At 67.3% G+C, this 22,573-nt stretch carries 18 protein-coding genes; 9 read left to right on the plus strand and 9 right to left on the minus strand.

Going from position 1 to position 22,573, the window contains the following annotated elements; genetic code table 11:
* Window positions 1-51 precede the first annotated feature (51 nt).
* From EDJALFJO_RS08915 to EDJALFJO_RS08930, 4 genes are all read right to left on the minus strand, one after another.
* A complete protein-coding gene (locus EDJALFJO_RS08915; RefSeq protein ID WP_088284373.1) occupies window positions 52-588 on the minus strand; it encodes a dihydrofolate reductase family protein in 537 nt (178 codons plus the stop codon).
* Window positions 589-1,102: 514 nt separating this feature from the next.
* Entirely contained in the window at window positions 1,103-1,510 is a 408-nt protein-coding gene (locus tag EDJALFJO_RS08920) for a hypothetical protein (protein ID WP_198950143.1), read from the minus strand.
* Window positions 1,507-2,136 (minus strand): nucleotidyltransferase family protein, encoded by a 630-nt coding sequence (locus EDJALFJO_RS08925; protein ID WP_198950144.1) that lies wholly within the window; start codon window positions 2,134-2,136, stop codon window positions 1,507-1,509. Before EDJALFJO_RS08925 ends, EDJALFJO_RS08920 begins: the two co-directional genes overlap by 4 nt.
* A 431-nt stretch (window positions 2,137-2,567) precedes the next feature.
* The gene (locus EDJALFJO_RS08930; RefSeq protein ID WP_088284293.1) at window positions 2,568-3,149 is read right to left on the minus strand and encodes a hypothetical protein; all 582 of its coding nucleotides are present in this window, start codon (window positions 3,147-3,149) and stop codon (window positions 2,568-2,570) included.
* A 53-nt stretch (window positions 3,150-3,202) separates the two neighbouring features.
* Between EDJALFJO_RS08930 and EDJALFJO_RS08935 the strand changes: the two genes are divergently transcribed.
* From EDJALFJO_RS08935 to EDJALFJO_RS08945, 3 genes are all read left to right on the plus strand, one after another.
* Window positions 3,203-3,739, plus strand: coding sequence for a hypothetical protein (locus tag EDJALFJO_RS08935; RefSeq protein WP_198950145.1), 537 nt, complete (start codon window positions 3,203-3,205; stop codon window positions 3,737-3,739).
* Window positions 3,736-5,538 (plus strand): hypothetical protein, encoded by a 1,803-nt coding sequence (locus tag EDJALFJO_RS08940; RefSeq protein ID WP_143448393.1) that lies wholly within the window; start codon window positions 3,736-3,738, stop codon window positions 5,536-5,538. The genes EDJALFJO_RS08935 and EDJALFJO_RS08940 overlap by 4 nt, the downstream gene beginning before the upstream one ends.
* Before the next feature lie 315 nt (window positions 5,539-5,853).
* Window positions 5,854-6,579 (plus strand): helix-turn-helix domain-containing protein, encoded by a 726-nt coding sequence (locus EDJALFJO_RS08945; RefSeq protein ID WP_088284297.1) that lies wholly within the window; start codon window positions 5,854-5,856, stop codon window positions 6,577-6,579.
* 563 nt (window positions 6,580-7,142) lie between these two features.
* Here EDJALFJO_RS08945 and EDJALFJO_RS33320 read toward each other — a convergent pair.
* The 3 genes from EDJALFJO_RS33320 to EDJALFJO_RS08955 all read right to left on the minus strand — a co-directional run bounded on the left by EDJALFJO_RS33320 (window position 7,143) and on the right by EDJALFJO_RS08955 (window position 11,997).
* Window positions 7,143-8,780 carry a hypothetical protein gene (locus EDJALFJO_RS33320; RefSeq protein WP_143448394.1) on the minus strand — a complete coding sequence of 546 codons (1,638 nt, stop codon included), beginning with the start codon at window positions 8,778-8,780 and terminating at the stop codon, window positions 7,143-7,145.
* A complete protein-coding gene (locus tag EDJALFJO_RS33325; RefSeq protein WP_233149759.1) occupies window positions 8,752-10,551 on the minus strand; it encodes a hypothetical protein in 1,800 nt (599 codons plus the stop codon). The genes EDJALFJO_RS33320 and EDJALFJO_RS33325 overlap by 29 nt, the downstream gene beginning before the upstream one ends.
* 777 nt (window positions 10,552-11,328) lie before the next feature.
* Window positions 11,329-11,997, minus strand: a complete 669-nt coding sequence (locus EDJALFJO_RS08955; RefSeq protein WP_088284301.1) for a DUF1643 domain-containing protein — start codon at window positions 11,995-11,997, stop codon at window positions 11,329-11,331.
* Here EDJALFJO_RS08955 and EDJALFJO_RS08960 point away from each other — a divergent pair.
* The 6 genes from EDJALFJO_RS08960 to EDJALFJO_RS33330 all read left to right on the plus strand — a co-directional run bounded on the left by EDJALFJO_RS08960 (window position 11,987) and on the right by EDJALFJO_RS33330 (window position 19,267).
* Entirely contained in the window at window positions 11,987-13,258 is a 1,272-nt protein-coding gene (locus EDJALFJO_RS08960; RefSeq protein ID WP_088284303.1) for a DUF429 domain-containing protein, read from the plus strand. The genes EDJALFJO_RS08955 and EDJALFJO_RS08960 overlap by 11 nt on opposite strands.
* Window positions 13,259-13,262: 4 nt before the next feature.
* Complete coding sequence (locus EDJALFJO_RS08965) at window positions 13,263-14,666, plus strand: DUF6884 domain-containing protein (RefSeq protein ID WP_198950146.1); 1,404 nt, start codon at window positions 13,263-13,265, stop codon at window positions 14,664-14,666.
* A 49-nt stretch (window positions 14,667-14,715) separates the two neighbouring features.
* The gene (locus EDJALFJO_RS08970) at window positions 14,716-15,714 is read left to right on the plus strand and encodes a hypothetical protein (RefSeq protein ID WP_088284305.1); all 999 of its coding nucleotides are present in this window, start codon (window positions 14,716-14,718) and stop codon (window positions 15,712-15,714) included.
* Window positions 15,715-15,825: 111 nt separating this feature from the next.
* Window positions 15,826-18,285 carry an ATP-binding protein gene (locus EDJALFJO_RS08975; RefSeq protein ID WP_088284307.1) on the plus strand — a complete coding sequence of 820 codons (2,460 nt, stop codon included), beginning with the start codon at window positions 15,826-15,828 and terminating at the stop codon, window positions 18,283-18,285.
* Window positions 18,275-18,703: a hypothetical protein gene (locus EDJALFJO_RS08980; RefSeq protein WP_088284309.1), complete on the plus strand. Its 429-nt coding sequence runs from the start codon at window positions 18,275-18,277 to the stop codon at window positions 18,701-18,703. Before EDJALFJO_RS08975 ends, EDJALFJO_RS08980 begins: the two co-directional genes overlap by 11 nt.
* A gap of 123 nt (window positions 18,704-18,826) precedes the next feature.
* Window positions 18,827-19,267 carry a hypothetical protein gene (locus tag EDJALFJO_RS33330; protein ID WP_143448396.1) on the plus strand — a complete coding sequence of 147 codons (441 nt, stop codon included), beginning with the start codon at window positions 18,827-18,829 and terminating at the stop codon, window positions 19,265-19,267.
* Window positions 19,268-19,739: 472 nt separating this feature from the next.
* Here the strand turns inward: EDJALFJO_RS33330 and EDJALFJO_RS08985 are convergent, their stop codons facing one another.
* The gene (locus EDJALFJO_RS08985; protein ID WP_088284311.1) at window positions 19,740-21,215 is read right to left on the minus strand and encodes a phosphoglucosamine mutase; all 1,476 of its coding nucleotides are present in this window, start codon (window positions 21,213-21,215) and stop codon (window positions 19,740-19,742) included.
* Between the two features lie 295 nt (window positions 21,216-21,510).
* The gene (locus EDJALFJO_RS08990) at window positions 21,511-22,530 is read right to left on the minus strand and encodes a helix-turn-helix transcriptional regulator (protein WP_233149760.1); all 1,020 of its coding nucleotides are present in this window, start codon (window positions 22,528-22,530) and stop codon (window positions 21,511-21,513) included.
* Between the last annotated feature and the right edge of the window lie 43 nt (window positions 22,531-22,573).

Here is a 22,573-nt window from a genome sequence, read left to right on the forward strand (position 1 = left end):
CCGGACCACTCTCATGCACGTGGCAGCCGATGTACGTGAGTGGCTGCCCGCTCACCCAATGACGCGGTAGTCCGCGAGCACGGAACCCGTCGGTGAGACCGTACTTCGGACGGATGCCAGCCGTGTCGCAGGTACGCCGTCGAGGAGCCTGCGTCCGGTGCCCGCGATGGTCGGTGCGATCACCAGCCTCAGCTCGTCGACGACGCCCGCAACGAGCAGCGCCTTCGCGACCTCGATGCTCGCGTGCACGCCGATGTCGGCTCCAGCCTCGCCTTTCAGATCACGCACGAACTCGACAAGGTCGCCGTCGATGACTTCCGTGTTCGCCCATTTCGGCTCCAACGGAGTCGACGTCGCGACGTACTTCGCTGCTCCGTTGATGAAGGTCGCGAACGGCTCGATGTCGCTGCTGGGCCAGTACCCGGCCCACTCGTCGTAGCTGCGCCGACCGAGGATGACCGCGTCCTGCGTCGCGATGACGGCCGCAAGGTTGGCATCCATCGCGTCGTCCCAGTCGGCGAAGAACCGATCGGGCTCGTCCGCGACGCCATCGAGGGACAACAGCTCGTACAGAACCACCTTGCGCACGTCCGACACCTCCAAGAGACCTTGACCCCGCACGGTAGACGGCTCCGGCGGCCCGAACTCATCGGTCCGGGCAACCACCCTCGCCGACACAGCCGGCGGGCCCACACCAGCCGCAGGTCGCCCACTGCCGCTGGACAGTCTCCTGTGCCGATCGGTGCGGCCGACGCGGCCGCAGTTGAGCCGACCACCGGCACGACGTAGCCGCTACGCCTTCTTCGACACGTTGCCTGTTCAGAGGCACGACGTGTTTTGAGCGGAGGGCAAGGGATTCGAACCCCTGAGGACGGGTTGGGTACCGCCCTGACGGTTTTCAAGACAGACCACCAAACCAGCTCTGACCAGGGGCGATGCGCAGATCCGGCGTCTCGTCTCCGTGGCCTGTCCGCGAAGGACTGTCGCGCGTCGTTGCCTGCCGTGGCGGGCGGGACATGTCCAGCCACGCTGCGCCGGTTTCGCGAGTATCGGTTCGCGGGTTCGCTGACGCACTCGCTGGTGCGCAGACGCGGTCCCGCGGTCAGGCCAGGCGTAGGCCCCTGGCCGAGTCGACGAGAGCGTGGGCTCGTCGTCCGGCCTGGACGCGTTCCTGACCAGAGACGGGTCGGTGGGTGTATCCGGCTTTCGTCTTCAGCCCGAGCAGTGCAGCAAGGTGCGCGGCCAGCTCTGCACCGTCGGGTCGGACCTGGCGCAGCAGCGCGACAGCCTCGGCGTGGTTGTCCCCGGAGTGGTGGAGCTCGAGCCGGTGAGCGGTGATGGCGTCCGCTGCCGCGATGCCGGCATGGACGCAGAGGGTGACGTAGGCGTCGCCGATGTCTGCCGCATCGTCGGCCAGGTCCATGATTTCGTCGGCGGCGGTCATGAACTGCACCGCCTTGGCGCGACGCCCTACGGCGTAGCCGGCGTCTGCGCGGCGGTTCGGGCTCACCGGACGGAGGGTAGCGACCGGGTCCGACGGTGCCGGACACGCAGTCGGCGCAGGGCCGCGACATCGCCGGCCAGGGGGATCCCGTCACGCAGGACGTCGTCAATGACGGACTCCTCCTCGGCGTTCGCTGCGTCGCTCACGCCGACTTCGAGGACGCGGGTGTCGTTCCCGGTCCACCGGGCGACGTCACGCTCGAGGTCCGCGATCTGGCCCCGCCACCTCGGGTCATCAGTCGCGAGGCCACCGGGTCGGACCACGAGGATGTCCAGGTCACTGTCGGCCCGTTCCTCACCGCGGGCCGCGGAACCGAACAGCGCCGCATACGCAGGAGCACGTTCCCACGAGCCCAGGACGCCTCTGAGCCGGTCCAGCAGCGCGAACCGCAGATGCGCCAGAGCCAGAACGGCGGTCGCAGCCAGGTGCTCACGGTTGAGCCTGTACATCTGCGCGGCCCCCGCCGGCTCCCGCAGGACGATGCCCTGCTCCACGAGCCGAGCCAACGCCCGGCGGGCCCCCTCGCTGCTCGCACCTGCCAGACGCGCCAGCTGCCGGCCGGTAAACGCGTGATCGGCCCCCGCAAGCACGGCGAGGAGGTCGCCGTCCAGCGCGGCGGTGACGACCCGCATCGGCCTCGAGAGCTCCATGAGCAGTCATCGTAGCTTAGTGACCGTTATTTATGTCATACGTCTGTTTGAGCAGTCAGTCGTTCGTGATTGTGGATGCACGTCGCTACCGTAGGGCCGCGCACGCGACCCCTTCGCCGCCCTGTCGCCGCGTGCAGCATGACCATCTGCCTGCTGACCAGGACCCACGCCGCGCGATCCAGGGCGCGGCGCACCTCCTGCTGGCTGACACCGACCGTGTCTGCAGCCTCGGCCGATGGCACCACCTCCGAGTCGGCCACAACTCCTCGAGCCCTCGGGGTCGGACAACTACGCCTCATCGTCCGGGGACGACAGGACCGCCTCCCGCCATTGGTTCCTCTATGCGTTGCATAAGCAACGCATAGAGGAACGGCGTCCTCCCCAGGCCGACGAACGTTCTCCGTCAGGCCCGGTCAGCGAACGGCGGCTTGGCGCCGGTAGTCGACCGTCGCGGCGACGACGGCCAGGATGGCGTTGAGCCGGTCCTGGCGATCCACAGGCTCGTGCTCGTTCCAGGCGTCGGCCGGAATAGCCCCGACGAGACGGCGGCATCGCCGCAGCTCGGACCGTGACAGCTCGGCGTCGTGGGCGATCGCGGCCAGGGCACCGAGCAGGGCCGGTTCCGCCGCCGGGTCGCAGCGTTGCTGGACCTGCTCGGCCGCGGTGAGCCAGGAGTCGTCGCCCTCGGGGGTGACGTCGAGTCGGTCGGAGATGGCGGTGAAGAGCAGCATCGAGGCCGAGAACCAGGCGGGTCCGATCCGCTCGTGCTCGTCGAACGGCAGGTCCACGGCCCGCTCGACGTACCGTCGGGCCCGGTCTACGTCGCCCGAGGACAGGGCCCGCACCGCCTTGCGCAGCAGGTTGTCACCGGCTGCATGGAGGCCTTCGCTGACCGGCGCCAGAACACGGTTCGACCGGTCGCGGAGCCCGCCCAGCGGCCGTTCCCGTTCACGGTCGAGCATCCGGTGCAACTCGTCGAGCCGCGGCGAGGTCACTCGCAAACGGTAGCGTCGCCCGCGGCCGGCCAGGACGGATCTGCGGAGGTGTCGTGTTCGTCGTCCACGCCACGGCGAGGTTGCTGGCGAAGCTCGGACCGCCCGCGGCCGGTGAGGCACCGCCGTCGACGACATCGCTCGGCGCCTGGTACGCGACCGTCCTGCGGTGGCGGTCGCCGGTCGCACTGTTCGTCAACGAGGCCACCCTGCTGCCGGTCCTGCTGCCCCTGGCCCCGGCTCGCGCCCTGTGCGCGAGGTTCCCCGGCGCCCTCGCTGCGGTCCTGGCCGCGCACGCCGCGCCGACGCAGTTCATCGAGGCCGAGATCCACGCGATGGATACCTGTGTGCTGGCCAAGACGGCGAACCGCAGCACCATCGGGATGCTCACCGAGTTCAGCTTCCTCGCCGACGCCCACCGCGACGGTGCAGGGCCTGCAGGCCTGACTGCGCTCGCCGTGCGCCTGGCCCACACCCCGTGCGGGCCGCTGCACAAGACCCACGTCTTCCCGGATCGTGCGCTGCAGGCCCATCTCCGCGAGCGCACGTCACGCCCGGCGCTGCGCCTCGTCCAGCCGGACGAGAGCTCATGAGCAGCGGGCGGGGCCTAACGCTCGGGGCTTTCGTGGCCGACCTGCGGTCCCGTCTGGCCCCGCTCTCCCGGGACGACCTGACCCGGCTGCTCCTCGCGCACGCCGAACGGCTCCCCACCTCAGAGCGCGCGGCGTTCCTCGCGATCTTCCCTGACCCGACGGACCCGACAGATCTGACGGGCCCGGCAACGGCCCGGCCCGAACACCGTGAGGTGGACGACGGGCTGCCGCAGCGGGTGCGCGACTTCGCGGCCCGGGTCGCAGCGGGGGACTACGACGACCCCGAGGAAGGCTGGGACGACGGTTGGCAGGGGCGGTACGGCTGGGACGACGCGCAGCCTGTCCCGGCCTGGGTGGCCGATGCCGACGCCCTGTTCGCCGAGGCCTCCGAGGTCTTCCTCACCGCCGATGCGCAGCACTCACGCGAGGTGTACGACCTGCTGCTCGACCTGTTCCGGCCTGACCCACCGGGACTGCCCGAAACCCTGGCCGAGATCACGCTGGACATCTGGTCCTTGGAGGCCACCGACGTCCCCGAAGCCCTCGCCCGCTACGTGCGCTGCGTGTACGAGACGACCCCGGCAGCGGCCCGCGCGAACGCACTCGGCGTCGCCTGGTCGACGCTGCCGTGGAGTCCCGAACCCCTGAGCCTGGCCCAGGTCACCGACACCCGCCCGGTTCCGCTGCCGGACCTCGCCGGCTTCCTGCCCGCCTGGATCGACCAGCTCGTCGGCGGCGCTGACGGGCCACCGGCCCGGGAACGCGTCCGGCTGCTCGCCGAGGCCGCCCACCTGCACCACGGTCTCGACACGCTCGCCGACCTGGCCCGCAGACCCGGACCCCACCAGGGCGGGATCAGCCGGATCCGCGTCGACGCCCTGGCCGCCGCCGGTCGCCCGGGCGACGCGGCCGACGCCGCCCGCGAGGCAGTCACGCTGCCCGGTCTGGAGCCGGGCCTCCTGGCCGGGCTCAACGACCGCCTCGCGGACCTGTGCGCCGCCACAAACGACCTGCCCGGCGCCGTCCGCGCCCGACAGGATGCCTGGCGCGCGCTCCCGAGCCACGACCGGCTGATCGCCATGGTCGACGACGCGCGCACCGCCCAACTGCTCGACGACGCCCTGACGGTCGAAGCCGCGCAGGTCCTGGACGCCGCCACCCGAACAGGTGCCGGACCGGACCGCCTCGGCTGCGAAGTGCTGCTGCTCGCAGGCCTCCTCGACCCCGCGGTCGCGGCGCTCACCGCATCCGAACCCCTCGGCTGGTCACGGCTGGCACATCCGGGCCCGGTGGTCCTGCCCTGTCTGTGGGCCGCCGCCACCGCCATCCCGCGGGACGGCCTGCTGCGCGCGACATTCACCGCGATCGACACCCTGCACGACACCCAGGACCACGAGCGGCTCTTCCGGACCAGCACGCCGGACAACGACAACCCGTGGACGACCGGCCGGGCAAGCACACCCGCCCGCGAGCGGCCCACCCTGACCGCGCTCCTCACCGAAGCTCTCACGACCCGGCTCGCCACCGCGTCGCAGCCGACCGACCTGATCGACATCGCACAACGCGTCACCGACGCACGGATCGACGCCATCGTGTCGAACAAGCACCGCAGCGCCTACTCCCGAGCCGCCGCCCTCACGTTCGCCCACGCCGAAGCCCTCACGACCCGATCCCCGGACCAAGGCGCCGCCTACATGTCAGAAGTCCGCGCCCGCTACCCACGGCACGTCGCATTCCGCCAGGAACTCGACAGCGCCGCGAAGGCCACCTCGCTCCGCAGCAAGACACGCACCCGTTGAAAAAACCCGCGCCATCGACGAACCCCACCGGCGTCGACGCGGAACCACTACGCCGATGCGCCGACCAGGATCCCGTCGAACGCCGCCTCGAGACTCCACAAGGACGGCGCACGTCCAGCACCTCGCCGATCTTCTACGCCAGCGAGGGCACGTCCGGAGACGATTCCGCACACGAAGCCTGGGCTGCCGCGAGGACGGCGCGCGGACGCGGCATGCTCGACCCGCTCGGGGCGCCACCGGTCGGACCATTGCCGGATCTCTATAAAGATCTATAGACTTCCCGCAACCCGCAACGACGTCCGGGGAGGTGCCGACATGGCCAATGCACAGATGAGTGTGGCCGAAGCCGCCGAGATGCTCGGCGTCCACCCGCAGCGCATCCACCAGCGGATCCGGGACGGCAGCCTGCCCGCGGAGAAGATCGGGCACCAGTGGGTCCTCGAGATGGACGACCTGCGCCGCATCGAACGCCACGCCGGGCCAGGGCGGCCCCTGTCATCGAAGTCGGCGTGGGATCTGCTCCTCGTCGCCGGCGAGGGCGGGGCCTCGGCTGGTCTCAGCCCGTCGGCGCGGTCCCGGGCACGGTCACGGTTGCGGCTATTGCTCTCCCACACCTCGTCCGACGACCCCGACGACGTCGCGGTCCACCTCGTCCGCGCGTTGGGCAACCGAGCCGAGCGGAGACTGTTCGCCGCCTCCCCCCGCGACCTGCCAGCGCTGCGCGACGACCAGCGCGTGCACCTCAGCGGCGTCTCGCTCCCCGCGTCGAACATGTCCGTCGCCGCCGTCGCAGAAGGTTACGTGCACCCCGACGAGCTCGACGGGCTCGTCGACGACTACCTGTTGTCCCCCGCTGCCCGCTCCCGCGCCAACGTCATCCTCCACGTCGTCCCGTTCGCCTCCTCGAGCCCGGCACTCGCCGGCCTGGACGCCGTCGCGGGCTCCCCGCTCGCGATCGCCGCCGACCTGGCCGAGCACGACGGCATCCGCGAGAGGAACGAGGCCCTCCGCTCGCTCGCCGGCCTGCACGCCCGGTTCTGATGGCGCTCGGTGAAACTCGCCACGGTTGCTCATCGAAATTCACCGCCCTGGTGGCGGGGACCGGCAACGGTCTGACGAGACGGTGTCCGCGCATTGTCCGCAGCATCCGACGCCGAGGAGTCAGAGGCCGTAGTGAAGCCGGCCGCCGACACGACGTCGTCGCTACCCCCAACTCGACAAACTGCCTGGCCAGAGGCACTATTTGTTGAGCGGAGGGCGTGGGATTCGAACCCACGGATCAAGGTTGGTACCAAGATCAACGATTTTCAAGACAGGGCACCAAACAAGCTCTGACTAGGAGCGATGCGCAGATCCGGCGTCTCGTCTCCGTGGCCTGTCCGCGAAAGACTGTCGTGCGTCAGTGCCTACTGTGGATGGCCGGACCCATCGGCGACCGTGACGGCCCCGGCGTTGCAGTCGGTCGTGGTCACGACTCGCCGCCGTCCGCCGCGCGCGGATGCACCCACGGACACGCGGCCGCCTCTCTGTTCGAGACCGCGGGCGCCCACAATTGACTCGGGGGCCAACATACCTTATGAAGTGCGTTCACTCTCGCCCCTCCTCTATGCAGGCGCCGTCCAGTGTCCCAGCCAATACTCACGCCACGAGACAGTCACATCGCTCACCCCGGGCACGTCCGCGTCCTCGATGGCTGCCCTCCAAGCGTCTTCCAAGCTGACGCACAACCGAGAGACACCCAGTTCATACGCAGTATTCGGGAACAATGCATCAACTTGATCAGACATGAGCGCAAGCTTTCCCTTGGCTCGTAGTACCGAGTCACCAACGTGGCGGCACACCAAGTACTCGATATTGGGCGCTTCACCGTTCGACAGGCCCAGCGCACGCACCGCGTCATTCAAGGTTGTCAGGGGAGCGAACAGGTCGGCGTTCGCCGACTGCCAGCGCCACGAGACCCAGATACCCAACTTTCTGACCTTACCTCCCGCGACGTCGAGGTCGACTGCGGGCCCGACTAAAACCTGATAGTCGCCGACCCTATTCAGGAGCAATGCATCGCCCTCGTTATCCGCGTATGGCCGGTCACCCTGAAGAACGACGTCCAAAGTGCGCTCCAGCGCCCCGAGCGTGTTGTCCTCACCGGAAGTGGCATCAGCAACTCTTTGAGAGAGCCGCTCACGCGCACTTGCCGGCTCTCCTAGAACGGCCAGCTGTAAGTGTATAAACGCCAGGTCATCCAACGATGATATCGAACATCCCAGAACCGACGCCGATGAGAAACGGCTCAAGTACTTGAGCACCGCGTCTGTCGACCCTACGCGCGCGGGCCCAACCAGCGTCATAGGCATACACAGTTCCAGGCCATGCCCTCCGACCCGGTCGAAAGTTGGGTCGGCGTGCTTTGCGGCCTTAGCCCGGTCGAGCCCCTTTATGAGGAACCAGTTGCCGCTTCGGTATCCCGGCCGAGTGTCTGAGAGCCACAGACCAAGACCATTCTCCTCACAGTAGCGTTCAACCAAATGTCCTAGGCGAAGTCGCAGCTGAGTTGAGGGCTGTTGCAGGGCAATAGCGAATCGCACCGCCAACGACGAGCTCCGCGGCAGTCGCCCCGGTTCTCCCTCCCAGCTTGCAGAGGGAATCTGGACGGGCGACTGGAGCGACAGGATCGGCGCGTGCGCCGTTTCCGCCGCAAGTTGCGCAATGAAGGCCACAACCTTCCTTATGAGTAGTCCGTCACGCACGAAGACCCTCTTGGGCTGATCATCTAGAACGATGATTCCCTCGAAGACTCGCGACGCTTCATACAGGAATGTGAGGTTCGGTTTGGCTGTCCCGAGAAACACCAGGCCATCCGGCGTCGACTGGGACACCACCTTCACCGGCGAGCTGCCATCATGCGGCTTGGACTCAAATTCCCCGAGGGCCTTGCCCGTGCGAGTTCCCACCACCAGGCCAACGCCGAAGCTGCTTGTAGAAAGGGTCTCCATGAAAGTCCCGACGTCGCGATGCTTGCCGCGCGATTGACTTCCCCCGTCCCCGCGCAATGTCGGCGCCCTAAGGAGATCGTCCAAGTATCCGGGCCTATCCTTGAGATGATGCACCTCAAAGTCCACCTGCATGAACGGTTGGCGCATACTGAGATAGCCAGCACGCGCTAGATCAGCCAGCGCAAGTGCAGGAGTCGGATCGTGCGCACCAGCCTGTTTGCTTTCAGACATCGTCGCCTCGGGGAAGTACACCGGATGTGAAGAACACGACGTGAGGGTTTACGTCACCAGGCAGCTGATTGGCACTGTACGCCCAGCGAGGTAACCCCGCTGCACCAGACCGTTCCGGCGAGGCCGAGTGTCGGAGAAGCAGCATCAGGCCCAGGCCAATGGCTAGTGGGACGACTTCCGCCAGGATGAACACGACCTGCAGAGCTATTCCGTCGACGCCAGCAGCGATGTTCGCCGCCAGGAAAGCAGTGGTAATCAGCGACATGTTCGCAGCCAAACGAGGCCCTGCACGCAGGTGTCCAGCGATGGAATGACGATCAGGTAAACTCAGGCGAGCGTATAGGAATCCCGGGATCAGAAGCAGTACCGCGATTATCGCATCTGTATCGCCACCGCGAGGCATCTCCGAGATCGGGATAGCCATGGATGTGGGCGGAATACCGAGCATGACCCAGTTTAACGAGAGTACGATAGCTGCCAATGACAAGCAGTAGGTCATGGCGTCACGGAAGCTAGCGGGCGTCGCATCCTCAATGATGAAGGTCACCCGCATTTGTATCTGTGCGGTGTTCTGCAGCCGCGAGTGAAGTCGCCGCCAGTATGCATGCGCACGATTGGAGATTGGGTCGTCTTCCACAGATAGATCATGGACCAACTGCTGTTGAACGATCTCATCAGCCGCCTGCCGAAGAACTTGTGGGTCAATCAGGATCGGGTGCTCTAGAATCGAACTGACAATGTCGCCGTTAGCGTTGGTAGTACCTTCGCCCGACGCGGCTGCCCAGGCCAGGTCGTCACATGCAGGAATCCGGCTGGCCGGCAACGAGGATTGTGCGGCCTCGGCCTCCCAGCGCCGGCGGCGCACAAGGTCGGCTAGTCTTCGAAGCGTGGTCTGTGCCTCGAGTTCAAGCAACTTCTGGTACCCGTGCCCCTTAGGGCTGCGTTTCGCCGCATCCAATTCACCTGCGAGGCACTTGAGGTCCTCGCAGACCTCGGCGCCGACGCGAAGATCTGAGTCGCTCTTCAGGACCAGTCGAGTGATATGTATGCCAGGCTCAGCCTCTGCTATGAAGTGGTACGAACGAAGTGTAGAAGGCATCTGCGTCTTATACGACACCACATACTTAGAGCGAGTAAGCCGCGACAGCCTGGACGTTGCACGCGGTTCGGTCGCTTCCACGGGCGATTCATACGTGAGCACATGTTCGTTGATGCGGCCATCGAGCGCAACTACCAAGAGGTACTCGCTGAGCGCGACTTGCAGGAGGGCGAAGTAGTCCTGCAGTGCTTCAGCATACTCATCGAGGATCTTGAGGGCCGTAGCCTTGTGCTCCGCTCCTCTCCCAATCACAGTGAACTCCGTCGCCGCCCGTTCATAGCGTTGGCCAGGTTGGGCGCGCTCCGTGAGGAGCGTGACGAGAGCTGACTGAAGAAGCCATCGCGGCTCGTTGTTGCGAAACAGAAACCGGCTGAGATCCGAGTTGGGCTGCCGCGCGTGTGGGTGGCTAAGAAGAATCGCACGGAAGAGCCTGTACAAGCCTGACGCCATGAGTCTCGAACTCTCGTACTGGGTCAGGCGTGGTAGTCGCTGCCCTCCTGCATCGAAGACGTCGATCGGTGACACGCTTCGGCGAGAAAGCCGTGCCACGGGGATCCACACTTCCGGACGATCGGCTCCGCCTTCTAGCGCGTCCGGCCTAAAGCCGGCTTGAGTTCGTAGGTTCTGATACAGCTCGGCCGCCTCCAACTGACCCGCGTTCAGAAGGCGCAAACTGACGTCGACTTCGGTCACACGCCGTGCCGCCTTGTGCTCTACGACGGTGAGGCGTTCGGTGAGGCGCCTGACGTGATTCAGCCTGAGTGAGGTATCGAGGAACGACAAGCCAACTGCGGCACCGTCCGCGGACAGCCGAGAAGGTGATCCCGGGCTCGGAAGGCTTTGAATAGCCTCGCGCAACGCCGCGCTCGCCTGCACTGGGACCCCCTAGTCCTCTTCGCCCCACGTCCGCATTCGGTCCACCGGGACGGGTGCGATTGCATCTGGCCGATTCAGCGTCATTGAGTATGCACGCATTGACCATGCTGCGTCCCGGCATTGCTAACATCGGGCGGCAAACTTGAGCCATACGGTCAGCGACTGGCGCGAGGGCGACCATCATCCTGCACGACGTGGATACACGCGGTGCGAGACCTGAATGCCATTGCTGGCCCAGTCCGCTACTCGCGCGGAATCCGCGCCAACTGCAAGCCAGGTCGAGACCACGGCATGGCGGAGATCGTGGGGTCGGCGAGCGAGTCCAGCCTTGAGTTCGCCTGGCGTAGGAGTGGAGGTGCGGGCACGCTGCCAGATGGTTGTGTCGTGACCTGCTGGATATCCGCGAGTTAGGCGCCCCAGAACGCGCGCTGTTCTCCATCCCCATAGTAGTTCACGAGGTGCGACCGCAGTAGATCGACGAGGTGCGAGGGCCGGCACCCGACGGACGTCACCTCGCGCTCGGTGCTTGAGCTGACGAGCGACCTGCCGACCCTCATCCGCCCAGGCGCCGGGGACTTGGGGGGTTGTCCCTCCTCAGGTGGTCGAGCGCACCGTCCAGGTGGTGATCGCGGTGTCGCCACGGACGTAGAGCGGATGACGGGGTTCACCGGCTCGAGTCGTTCCCAGGCACGTCGGATTGGTCAGGAGTGAGGCGACCTGGCTGGAGCGGCGGTGCAGGCGTCCGTGCGCGCCCCACGCGACGAGGGTCCGGGCGCCGGCCGCCGTGAAGGCGGCAAGCGCTGAATCGTTGTGCGGGCCGACCGGGTCGGCGGCTGTGCGCAAGGACCGCGGGTCGGTCGCGCGGTAGGCGAACAGGTTCACGATGACGATTCCGGTGTGCCCGGCGTCGCGGGACCAGGTGATGCAGCGTTCGAGGGTCGGGCGGCGCCGCTGTTCGGTGTCGCCTGTCGCCGGGTTCAGGAGTACCCACACCGCGGTGGCCGCCAGGTCTTGCTCGCCCCACCAGCGTCCGAATGCGTATCGGTAGTTCATGTCCTCGGAGTAGAGGTAGCGCTCCGGCAGACCCGCGGGCGACAGGCCTCCGCGCTGAGCAACGCCGGGCAGCGCAGCGAGTTCGTCGAAAGGGTCCGTGGCCACACTCTTGATGATTTCATCGACTTTGCTGTCAGGGATGGCAGGTACGGTTCGATGACGCGTCGATGAGGACGCGACGGCGGGGTGGGGACGGCGCATGTTCGACATCGGCGTTGATTTGGCGTGGGGGACGACGGCCTGGACGGGGCTGGCCGCGCTCGACGAGTCCGGGAACCTGCTCGACGCCCGGCAGGTCCGCACCGATGACGAGATCCTCGACTGGCTCCGCCCGTGGACCGCCCAGGCGGCGCTCGTCGCGATCGACGCCCCGATCGTCGTCCGGAACCCGTCGGGTGCCCGCCCCTGCGAGCGCCTCATCAGCCGGCACTTCGGCCGGTTCAACGCCTCCTGCCACTCGGCGAACACGGCGAACCCTTCCTTCGCCCACGGCACTCGGGCCGAGCGCCTTACGACCATGCTGGCCCTCGAGGTCGACCCTGCGTCGACTGCGCCGAGGCGCGCCGTCGAGGTTTACCCGCACCCGGCGATCGTCTCGCTGTTCCACCTGCCCAGCGTGATCACCTACAAGGACAAGCCCGGCCGCGACCTCGAGCACCTCCGGGCGGAGCTCGGCCGGCTCCTCGGACTGCTCGAGAGTCTCGCCACCGCACCTGCACCCCTGTTCGTCGCGCACTCCCCGGCCTGGCACAGCATCCGCGCTGCCGTGGCCAGTGCCTCGACCAAGAGCCAGCTCCGCGCCGTGGAGGACAGCGTCGACGCCGTGGTCTGCGCCTACATCGCCCGGTACAGCCGGCATCACCCCGAGGGTGTCCGAGTGTTCGGCGATCTTGCCAGCGGCTACATCCTGACTCCGGTGACCATTGAGATTGCAGCAGCCCTCGACGCCGAGATAGGCAGTCCCGCAGTGCCATCGGTTGCCGCCAAGGCACCATCGACGATCCCGACGGTGGGACCATCCGAGAGCAGGGTGACCCAGCCGAACGTCCCGTTCCCTGAGCCGCTAATGCCGGGGCGGCTCCTCGTCGCGTTCGACGTCCCCGAGCGACCGTCGTCCTTCAGCTCCAGCGCCACAACGGCCTGGGTCCGTGCGGTTGCCGCTCAGCTCGAGGCAAGAGGCGTCCAGCCCGCCAACACCCGGTTCGCCGTGTCGATCGCTTTCCGCACTCCGCAGCCCAGCACCGTGAACGAGGCCTGGGACATCGACAACCTGGTGAAGTCAACCCTGGACGCCATGGGCGCGATCCTCGGCACCCGCCCAGGCCGGTTCGACCCACCCCAGGCGGACGACGAACGCGTCGACTACCTGGTCGCCAGCAAGCGGACGGTCCGACCGGGCGAGCCCTACGGGGCGACGATCCAGGTGTACGACCTCCACGCACCGCAACACAGCCGAACTGAGAGGGGCTGAGCTCATGGCCGCACACCTTCCGACCTGGCAGCTCGTACTGGACGCCGCCCACCGCCTCGGCTCCGGCGGCCGGACCTTCACGCGCGACGCCCTGGTCCGCGAGGTGCACCGCCTCGACCCCGCTCGAGGGGACAGCACCATCGGGCCGGTGATCCAGGGGATGACCGTCAACGCCACCGGCGGACCGAAGAGCCCGGGCGGTACGCCGCTGCATCGCGTGGACCGCGGCCTCTACCGACTGACAGTGACGTCCGCGCCCATCGAAGTCGAAGCTGCCGCGCAGATCGCCGTCCCCGCGACCACCAGCCAGACCCACAGCGCGGACATCGCTCTCATTGGCTGCGTGAAGACGAAGCTCGACCACTCGGCACCGGCACGCGACCTCTACGTCTCGCCGCTGTTCCGGCAACGCCGCCGCTACGCAGAAGCCTCGGGCCTGCCATGGTTCGTCCTGAGCAGCCGCTGGGGCCTGGTCGCCCCAGACGAAGTCATCGCGACCTACGACCTGTACCTGGGCGCCCAACCGCGCTCGTACCGGACGGCGTGGGGCGCGTTCGTCGTGGAGCAGCTCGCTGCCGCTGTCGGCCCGCTGGCCGACCGCCATGTCGAGGTTCACGCCGGCGACCACTACCGATCGGCCCTCGACGCGCCCCTGCGTTCCCACGCCGCGGTCCCGACGAACCCCGTCCCGCCGGCCGGTGTCGGCGAGACCATCGCTTGGTACACGAGCGTCCTCGGAGCCGGGCCAGCCAGCGACGTCGCCGGTTGGGACCTCGTCGACGACGAGACGACCGCGGACGACGACGTCGAGGCGCCTGAGCGCGACCAAGGGCCGTTCACCCGCGAGTCGCCCCCGGCGAACCCGGCCGAAGCAGCTCGCCTGGTCGCCGTGCTTACCGACCCGGCCCACCGGATGACACCCGGCGCGCTGCTCGCCGCCGGACGGTCGCAGCTGTCCGGCCCAGGCCTGTACTCCTGGTGGGTCGACGCCGACGGGGCCGCGGACCTCACCCGTGGCGCGGGTCTACCCGTGCACGAGGGTCTGATCTATGCCGGCCTGGCCGGGGCGACCCGCTGGCCGAGCGGGAAGCGCTCGACGAACACGCTCTGGTCCCGGTTGGCGGGTATGCACCTCGGCGGGCGAGCCGAGCTCTCCACGTTCCGCCGCACCCTTGCCGGGCTGTTGCGCGGCCCGCTGGCCATGACGTCCGAGGACGACGCCCGGCTCACCGAGTGGATCCATGCCCACCTGCAGGTGGCGCCTGTGGTCGTCGAGGACGCCGACACCCTCGGCCGACTCGAGGACGACGTCCTGGCCGAGCTGGACCCGCCGCTGAACCTCCAAGGCATGCCGAGGACCGCGCTGCGTGCCCGCATCAGTGAGCTGCGGCGCGCACGCGACCGCTGACGTGGACGTCGACGCCACGGTTGTCGCTGCGTGGTGGTAGAGGTTCGGTATGGCCAACCCGCTGCTGTCCTCCTACCGCGCCGGTGAGAACCGGGTGACGTCGTCCACGATGGCGGTGTTCGAGCGCATCGATCTCGCGCTCGTCACAGACCTGCTCGGGGCAGCGTCCGGGGCCGGGAGCGAGCTGCGGACGGTGTCGTTCGAGAACCAGATCACCGGGGACACCTCGGTGCCGGACGCGCGGATCTCCGGGCACTTCACCTGGCTATTCGAGACCAAGACCGTGCGCGGCGGGTACAACGCTGAGGGCCACGACCGGCAGCAGCTGCGCGGCCACGCCCGGCTGCTGGAGTCCGACCCGGACGCGTTGCTGTTCGCCCTCACCCCTGACCCGGTGCGCCCGGCGTGGTTCTCCGTGCTGGACGGCGTCCAGGACACGGTGCGGCCGCGGGTGCTGTGGGTCGGGTTCCGTGACCTGGCCGAGGCGATCAACCAGGCTGTCACCGACCCGCGGCGGCTGCTCGGGGAGCAGACGAGGTTCCTGCTCGACGAGCTCGTGCGGCTCTACGAGACCGACGGCCTGCTGTCGAGCGACGACACCGTCGTCGTGGCCGCTCGGACGGCGTGGCCGGAGTACCAGCGGATCAGCGCCTACGTCTGCCAACCGAACCGTGCGTTCCGCGACGGCCTGACCCACCTGGCGTTCTACGCCGAGGGACAGATCCAGCCGGTCGTCCCGCGGATCCTGCGGCACGAGGTCGCCGTCCCGTTCACCGACCACGAAGCGGCACGCCGCGACGACACCGGAGACCACGAGGTCGCCACGGTCATCCGTGCACTGCTGGCCGCCGGCACGAGGGTGGACGGCGACGCGTACGACGTCCTGCTCCTCACCGGCCCGGACGACGCGGCCACGATCCGTCTGCCCCAGCCGGTCGTCAACGACACGACGACCGCCTCGGGCAAGCCGTGGGCCTGGACGCTCGGGCAGCGGTACACCCGCCTTGACGTTCTGCGCAGCGGCGTCCGGCGCACGAGCGAGCTGTGACCGTTCGCCCGCGAACGTGACAGCCGCTGGAGGTTCTTCCGTCATCTGACGGACCGTGACCACGGTGGATCGTTACCGTGACAGCCTCGATGACCACGACGAGGAGGTCTCGTGAGCGACGCGCTCATCGACGCGGTACTCGACCGGGCCACCGCGGACACCGGCCTGGCCGATCCCGCGAAGCTCCTCGTGCTGGCGGCCCTCGAAGGCCCGGACGACCTCGACGACGCGCTCGCCGGCACCGCTGCATCCGCCGTCCCGCCGCCCGCCCCGACGCCACAGCCCGCCGCCGACTCGACCGCCGATCCGACCACCGCAGCGCGCGCCTACCTTTCCAGGGTGACCGTGACCGGCTTCCGCGGGATCGGGCCGGCCTCGACCCTCACCCTGGATCCCGGCCCGGGGCTGACCGTGGTCGCGGGCCGCAACGGCTGCGGCAAGTCGAGCTTCGCGGAGGCACTCGAGGTCGCGCTGACCCGGCACAGCTACCGGTGGAGCAAGCGGACGGCGGTGTGGAGCGAGTCCTGGCGCAACCTGCATCAGCCGCAGACCACCTCGATCCTCGTCGAGCTCGCCGAGGAAGGGCAGGGCACGACCACGGTCGGTGCCGAGTGGGCGGGCGGCGCCGACCTGGGTGCGGTGAAGACGTGGACCCAACGCCCCGGTGAGAAGCGCGGCGACCTCGACTCCTTCGGGTGGTCCCGCGACCTGGAACTGTTCCGGCCGTTCCTGTCCTACGACGAGCTCGGCGCCCTGTTCGCCGAGCCGAGCAAGCTCCACGACGCCCTGTCCGGGATCCTCGGCCTGGACCGCCTCGAGGACGCCGGCAAGCTCCTGACCGCCCGCGCAAAGTCCCTCGCCGAGCCGGCCACCCAGGCCACCGCCGTCGCCAAGCAGCTCGCCCCTCAGCTCACCGACTGCCCCGACCCGCGCGGCCCCCAGGCGCTGGCGCTCATGAAGGGCAAGAAGCCCGACCTGGCCGCTCTGTCCGCACTCGTCACCGGCGCCGCACCAGCCGATCCGCACCTCGCCGCGCTACGCGCCCTGGCCCGCGTGGAGGCCCCGGGTCTGGCCCCGTGGCGGCAGGCCCGCATCGACCTCGACACAGCGACCGCACAGCGGGCCAACGCGCTCGCCGCCGCCGGCGCCGCTGAGATCGGCGCCACCACCCTGCTGCGCGCCGCCGTCCAGCACTTCGAACAGCACGGACAAGGACTCTGCCCGGTCTGCGGGCAAGGCACCCTCGACCCGGCCTGGGCCGACCGGGCCCGCGCCAGCATCGACCAGGCCGGCCTGTTCGCCGACGCCCTCGCCGAAGCGGACGGCGACAGCTCGGCCGCCCGGACAGCGCTGCAGCGGGCCGTCCCCGCCGCACCGCACGTCGTTATCACGCCCGCGCCCGACGGCCTGCCCGACCTCGCCGACGCACTCACCCGCCTGGCAGACGCATGGGCGGAGCTGCGGGCGGCGTCCACCGACGAAAACTCTCCCGTCGCGGACGTCGAAACCCACCACGCGGCCGTCGAGGTCGCCGTCCACGAGGTTGTCGCACTTTCGACCGCGGCGGTCGCCGCCCGGGAGGACGCCTGGCAGCCGCTCGCCGTCCGAGTGGCCGAGTGGCTCGGCTTCGCTCGGCAGGCCGAGCAGACCGCAGACACTGTCGCTCACCTCAAGGCCGCGGAGAAGTGGCTCAAGACGAACACCAACGAGCTGCGCAACGCCCGCCTCGCCCCGCTCGCCGACCGCGCCCGCCAGATCTGGTCGATGCTGCGCCAGGAGAGCAACGTCGACCTCGGGGCCCTCACCCTCGAAGGCGCCAACACCCGCCGCCGCGTCGAGCTCGTGGCCTCCGTCGACGGCCAGGACGCTGGCGCGTTCGGCGTCATGAGCCAGGGCGAGCTCCACGCCCTCGCCCTCGCACTGTTCCTGCCCCGGGCCACCGCCGCCGACAGCCCGTTCGGGTTCCTCGTCATCGACGACCCCGTCCAGGCCATGGACCCCGCCAAGGTCGACGGCCTCGCCCAGGTCCTCCAGCAAACCGCCCAGGACCGGCAGGTCGTCGTCCTCACCCACGACGACCGCCTCCCCGAAGCCGTCCGCCGCCTCCAGATCCCCGCCCGGATCCTCGAAGTCACCCGCGACGCCGGCTCAGCCGTCGTCGTCCACGAAAGCTCCAACCCCGCAGAGCGCTACCTCAAGGACGCCTACGCAGTCGCCAAAGACAGCGGCGTCCCGGCCGACGTCATCGCCAGCGTCGTCCCCGAACTCTGCAGACTCGCCCTCGAGACCGCCTGCCGGGACACGTACTTCCGCGCCCAGCTCCTCACCGGCACCGGCCGCACCGACGTCGAGAACCGATGGACGGCGACCCTCACCACCCGGCTGAGACTGCTGCTCGCCCTCACCGGACAGACCCAAGGCACCCTCGACAGCTGGCGCACGACCCCCGGACGACGCAACGCCCTCAAGGTCTGCACCTCCGGCGTCCACAACGGCCTCGACGGCAGCCCCTTCAACGCAATCGACGACGTCCGCACGGTCGTGCGGGAACTGGCCGGCCATGGCCACTGATCCCGACGCGACGGCAGTCGGGCTCGCCCTTCTGGCGCGAGCACAGCGGCACCTGGTCGCTGCCCGCGCCGCCCTCGACGGGACAACGCAACTGCCCGCCCGCCGACGCACCAGAGCCGCTGCCGTCTTCGCCCGCACCGCCCTCGAGCACGTCGTCGACTCCGCGCTCGTCTCCCGCGGCCACGCCCTCACCGACGCAGGAATGAGAGTCCGGCTCATCTGCCTGCGAACACTCGTCGACCAAGAGACCGGCACGATCGCCGAGATCGCCTGGGCCGGGCTCTCGCAAGGCTGCCACCAGCACGCCTACGAGCTCTCCCCCACCTGGGCCGAAGTCCGCCACCACGTCAACCTCGTCGACCAGATCGCCCACCGAACCGTGACCGCCTCGACACCCACAGCCCGACCGACTAGGTGACGGATCAGCTCTCGGTCGGGCAGCGCCGGCCAAGCAGAACGACCCTGCCTCCGCCCATCCTCCGCAACTCACCCCAGCCTGCACCGAACAAGCGACGTCGCGAAACATCACGACCATCAACGAGTGGCCGCAAACCCGCAGGTCACGGACCTGATCAACGTTGCGGATGGCGAGGGATTCGAACCTCCGGCGCAAGGCTGTAACCTCACTCAGGCACTCGCCGATGTCGAGAGGGTGAAACTCGAATACGAGAACAAGATTCAAGAGGCATTGGAGCATGAGGAGTTGCGCGTTGCCATACTTGAACAGCGCACCAGAGTATCGCTGTCATTGCTGACTCGAGACCCCGTCGCGGTCTTTGTGGGGCGCCTTGCTTCTCTTCGGATTCTTTATTGTCTTCTCAATGTTCTACAACACGGAGATACCGAAAATCCTCGCGAACTCTTTTCTTGTATTTCTGGGTACTTCTTCGGGCAAGCGGGAAATCGTCACCTGGGACGCCCGAGTCGTCAAGTGCGGGGTACCGCGTTAGGCGCTCAGGACTCCGGCCCGGAACGTCAATGACATGCACCGCCAGCAGAACCATCCGCCGGCGCCGACCGCCGGCGCCGACTGTCTCAGCGATGCTGAACTCCGCGTCAATTGCCGTGATCCGAGTCACAATTCAGTCTGAGGCAGTTGGACCGGGCGAGGTTCTGCCGAGCTGTCGAGCCAGGCGGCACGCGTGACTCACCCCAGGCGACCCGAGCACCATCAACTGACCGCGAGAGTCAGTTATACCGAAGATCCCAGTTCCGAGCGCGGAGTCGGCGGTCGGCACGAACGACACCTTCTGCGACCCGACCGGCCCGCGCAGCAGCTGCAGCCAGCGAACGAACACGATCGCCGCCCGCCGGGCCCCATCCCCACGACCCTGGGTGGGTCCGGTCGGGACAGTGGGATTCCGGCATGTCCGGAGACCGGATTTAGTGAGACTCAAGCTTGCGGAACCTTTCATGTCCACATGCAGAGTCCCTACTTGACCCGAACTGATCCATCAACCTGCGATCACCTCATTGATCGCAGCAGACTTGCGGCGATCAAGTTCCCCCCGAATTAGCTCCACGACCTCCGAAACCACCTCGGCTACGGACGCGCCATCCTGTCCCTCACACATCACTCGCACAACAGGCTCGATAGCAGACATGCGGACCATCAGTCGCCCGCCCTGCGATGACACAGCATTCGAGAGTTCCCGAATCTTCGATGACACGGCAGTCGCCGTGTCCAGAAAGTCACGACCATCCACCGGAACATGCGCAATCTCTTGCGGCAGAGGCGACCAGCACTCGGCGAGCCGGGACAGGTCGTCCCCTGACTCTGCCATCAGGCGAAGCATTTGTACTGCGGTCCTTATGCCATCACCTGTCGTCGCCTGCTGCGCTAAGATGATATGTCCGTACTCTTCGCCACCGAGAACGGCGCCCCGTGTGCGCATCATCGCCGCGACGTTCCGGTCGCCGATCGGCGCATCAAGGACCTCGATGCCTAGGTCGCGCAATGAGTGACGAAGCCCGGAGTTCGACATCGCTGTTGTCACGACAAGCGGTGGCGCTAACGCCTCGCGTCGATGCATCTGTGTGGCAAGAATAGCGAGAATGTCGGAGCCCGTCCGGTCCCTGCCGATCTCATCGATGAGTAGCACTCGATCAGCGTCGCCATCGTGCGCGATGCCGAGGGCGCAATCATTGGAAACACGTTGGTGGCGCACAAACTCTGGATTAGTCGAGCCGACACCCATGTTAATGAAGTCGCCACTCGGCTCGCTAGCAACCTCAACCACCTCTACGTTCATAAACCTGTAGATCTCAGGAGCTAGAAGCGCTGCGGCGCCGTTCGCACAGTCCAACGCGACGCGCAGGCCACTCAGATCGACCGATCCACTCGTCAAGTCGTCGACATACCGATCCACAGCACCCGAACACTCGATGATCCGACCCACGGATCTACCGAGGGGGCGAACTCCTAAAGGACGCGTCTCCAGCATTTGCTCAATGACAATTTCTTCGGAGTCATTCAGCTTCCAGCCCTCGCGATCAAAGACTTTCAATCCGTTGTCCTCCAATGGATTATGCGAGGCTGTGACCACGATCCCAAAGTAGGCCCCCAGGTGTGGCGTCAAGAATGCCACTGTTGCGGTTGGCACCACGCCAATCTGAAGTACATCCGCCCCAGCGGAAGCTATTCCCGCACTAACTGCTGCGACCAATAGGTCACTTGAGGGACGGGGATCCCAACCAACCACGACTCGGGGCCTTCTGCTGAGCGCCTCACTGGCCAGGGTGCCGATTGCAGTTCCAAGCCCCAAGGCAGACTCGGGAGTAACGACGTGGTTCGCAAGCCCTCTAATGCCGTCCGCTCCGAACAATCTCCTCTCAACCACTGCACTCCTCCTCCTAGGTCGGTCGATCGCAACTTCTGGTCCTCCTGACTTCTCACGAGCAGCAAGGGCCACCTGCCGAGTCGCTACCATGACCGACGCAACACCGGCATGAAGTTGGAAGCATTGCGGCACGGGGCCGCGCGAAGTCAACCAAAGTGTTCGTCAACAATATCGACGTTACCGGTATGGGCGGACCGGGGTTGCCGCTTGGCCTCCCTACCGCGATCTACTCGTTCGAACGCTCTTTCCAAACGACGAAGATTGACCTCGCCGCTCGGGCTGTGGCCCCCGCTAGCACGCTTCCTTATGGCTCGTGCTACGACGCGACTGGCGCAAGAGGCTGACGGTGAACTGTGCAGCCTCGTTCATATGAGCGGCCGTGTCTCTATAGCCAGCCCCGTTGAGCAGCCTTCAACCCCGCCTCGAACCGGCTCGAAGCCTGCAGACGCTCCATGATGGAAGCCATTATCCGTCGCACGGTCCGCAGCGACACGCCAAGGCGGCGACCTACTCCTTCGTCAGTTAGTCCCGCGGCAAGCAGTTGCAGGATCTCCCGCTCCATTGTGGTCAGCCCGGTCGTTTCGTCCCTTTCGCGCAACGCGCCGAGCGGCACGGCGGTGGCCCAAGCCACCTCAAACAGGTCCAAGAGTGATCGAAGGATTCCGGGTTCCGTCACGTATAGAGCACCCGTGCGGCTATTGCTTGGGTCAATCGGCACCAATGCCTGGGACCGGTCGACGATCACCATCCGTTGCGGGAGCACGGGGGCGGTGCGCACCTCTCCGCCCAACTCCAGCAACCAGTGCGCATAGGCCACAGTGGCTGCGTCATTCCGCGCACTGTCCTGGTACAGCGTGCGAAAGGCCACACCCCGAGCGAGCGCATCACGATCCAGCGAGCGGCCGGCTTCCAAGTCCTCAGGACGCTGAGCCGGACCAGGATGCACGGCGAGACAGTCGCTGGCCATTGTCCTTCCGAGTTGCTCCAGGCGACGCTGGATAGCGTCAAGGCCAATCAGCCGCTCCCCACCCATGCCGTTCAAGGTGGAATCGGCACACTCCGCGACGAGCGTCGTAACCGCGGCCTTGGCCGCGGCGACCTGAGCCTGGCGCTGCGCGAGTTCGACCTCTTGCCGTTGTACGAGGTCAGCAAGCCCCACCTCGGGGCTGACAGCACGCATCACCCCTGGTCGGTCCCTGGACGATCGCACCAACATCATGTCGGCCAGCTCGTCGAGGGCAGCTCGGACATCCCGCTCCTCAATGGCTAGCGCCACCGTCAACTCAGCTACTCCGTAGTCGGGGTCCCTGAGCATCGCGCGGTAGACCAGGTCCGCCAACACACTGAGACCTAGCGCCTCGAGCATGAGCTTCGCCTCCCGTCTGATCAGGCCGCGCCCCTTCACCTTCTACACCGGCCCACGAGGTGATCGTCCTGCCTGCAGCGAG

This window comes from Kineosporia sp. A_224, assembly GCF_002198655.1.
In the GTDB taxonomy this organism is placed as follows: Bacteria; Actinomycetota; Actinomycetes; order Actinomycetales; family Kineosporiaceae; genus R-H-3.

Excerpts from the sequence above, each read along its gene's own strand:
- EDJALFJO_RS08925 (WP_198950144.1), bottom strand. The coding sequence starts at position 2,136 with ATGCGGGTCGTCACCGCCGCGCTGGACGGCGACCTCCTCGCCGTGCTT.
- EDJALFJO_RS08945 (WP_088284297.1), top strand. The coding sequence starts at position 5,854 with ATGGCCAATGCACAGATGAGTGTGGCCGAAGCCGCCGAGATGCTCGGC.
- EDJALFJO_RS08960 (WP_088284303.1), top strand. The coding sequence starts at position 11,987 with ATGTTCGACATCGGCGTTGATTTGGCGTGGGGGACGACGGCCTGGACG.
- EDJALFJO_RS08940 (WP_143448393.1), top strand. The coding sequence starts at position 3,736 with ATGAGCAGCGGGCGGGGCCTAACGCTCGGGGCTTTCGTGGCCGACCTG.
- EDJALFJO_RS08985 (WP_088284311.1), bottom strand. The coding sequence starts at position 21,215 with ATGGTAGCGACTCGGCAGGTGGCCCTTGCTGCTCGTGAGAAGTCAGGA.
- EDJALFJO_RS08965 (WP_198950146.1), top strand. The coding sequence starts at position 13,263 with ATGGCCGCACACCTTCCGACCTGGCAGCTCGTACTGGACGCCGCCCAC.
- EDJALFJO_RS08980 (WP_088284309.1), top strand. The coding sequence starts at position 18,275 with ATGGCCACTGATCCCGACGCGACGGCAGTCGGGCTCGCCCTTCTGGCG.
- EDJALFJO_RS08955 (WP_088284301.1), bottom strand. The coding sequence starts at position 11,997 with ATGTCGAACATGCGCCGTCCCCACCCCGCCGTCGCGTCCTCATCGACG.
- EDJALFJO_RS08970 (WP_088284305.1), top strand. The coding sequence starts at position 14,716 with ATGGCCAACCCGCTGCTGTCCTCCTACCGCGCCGGTGAGAACCGGGTG.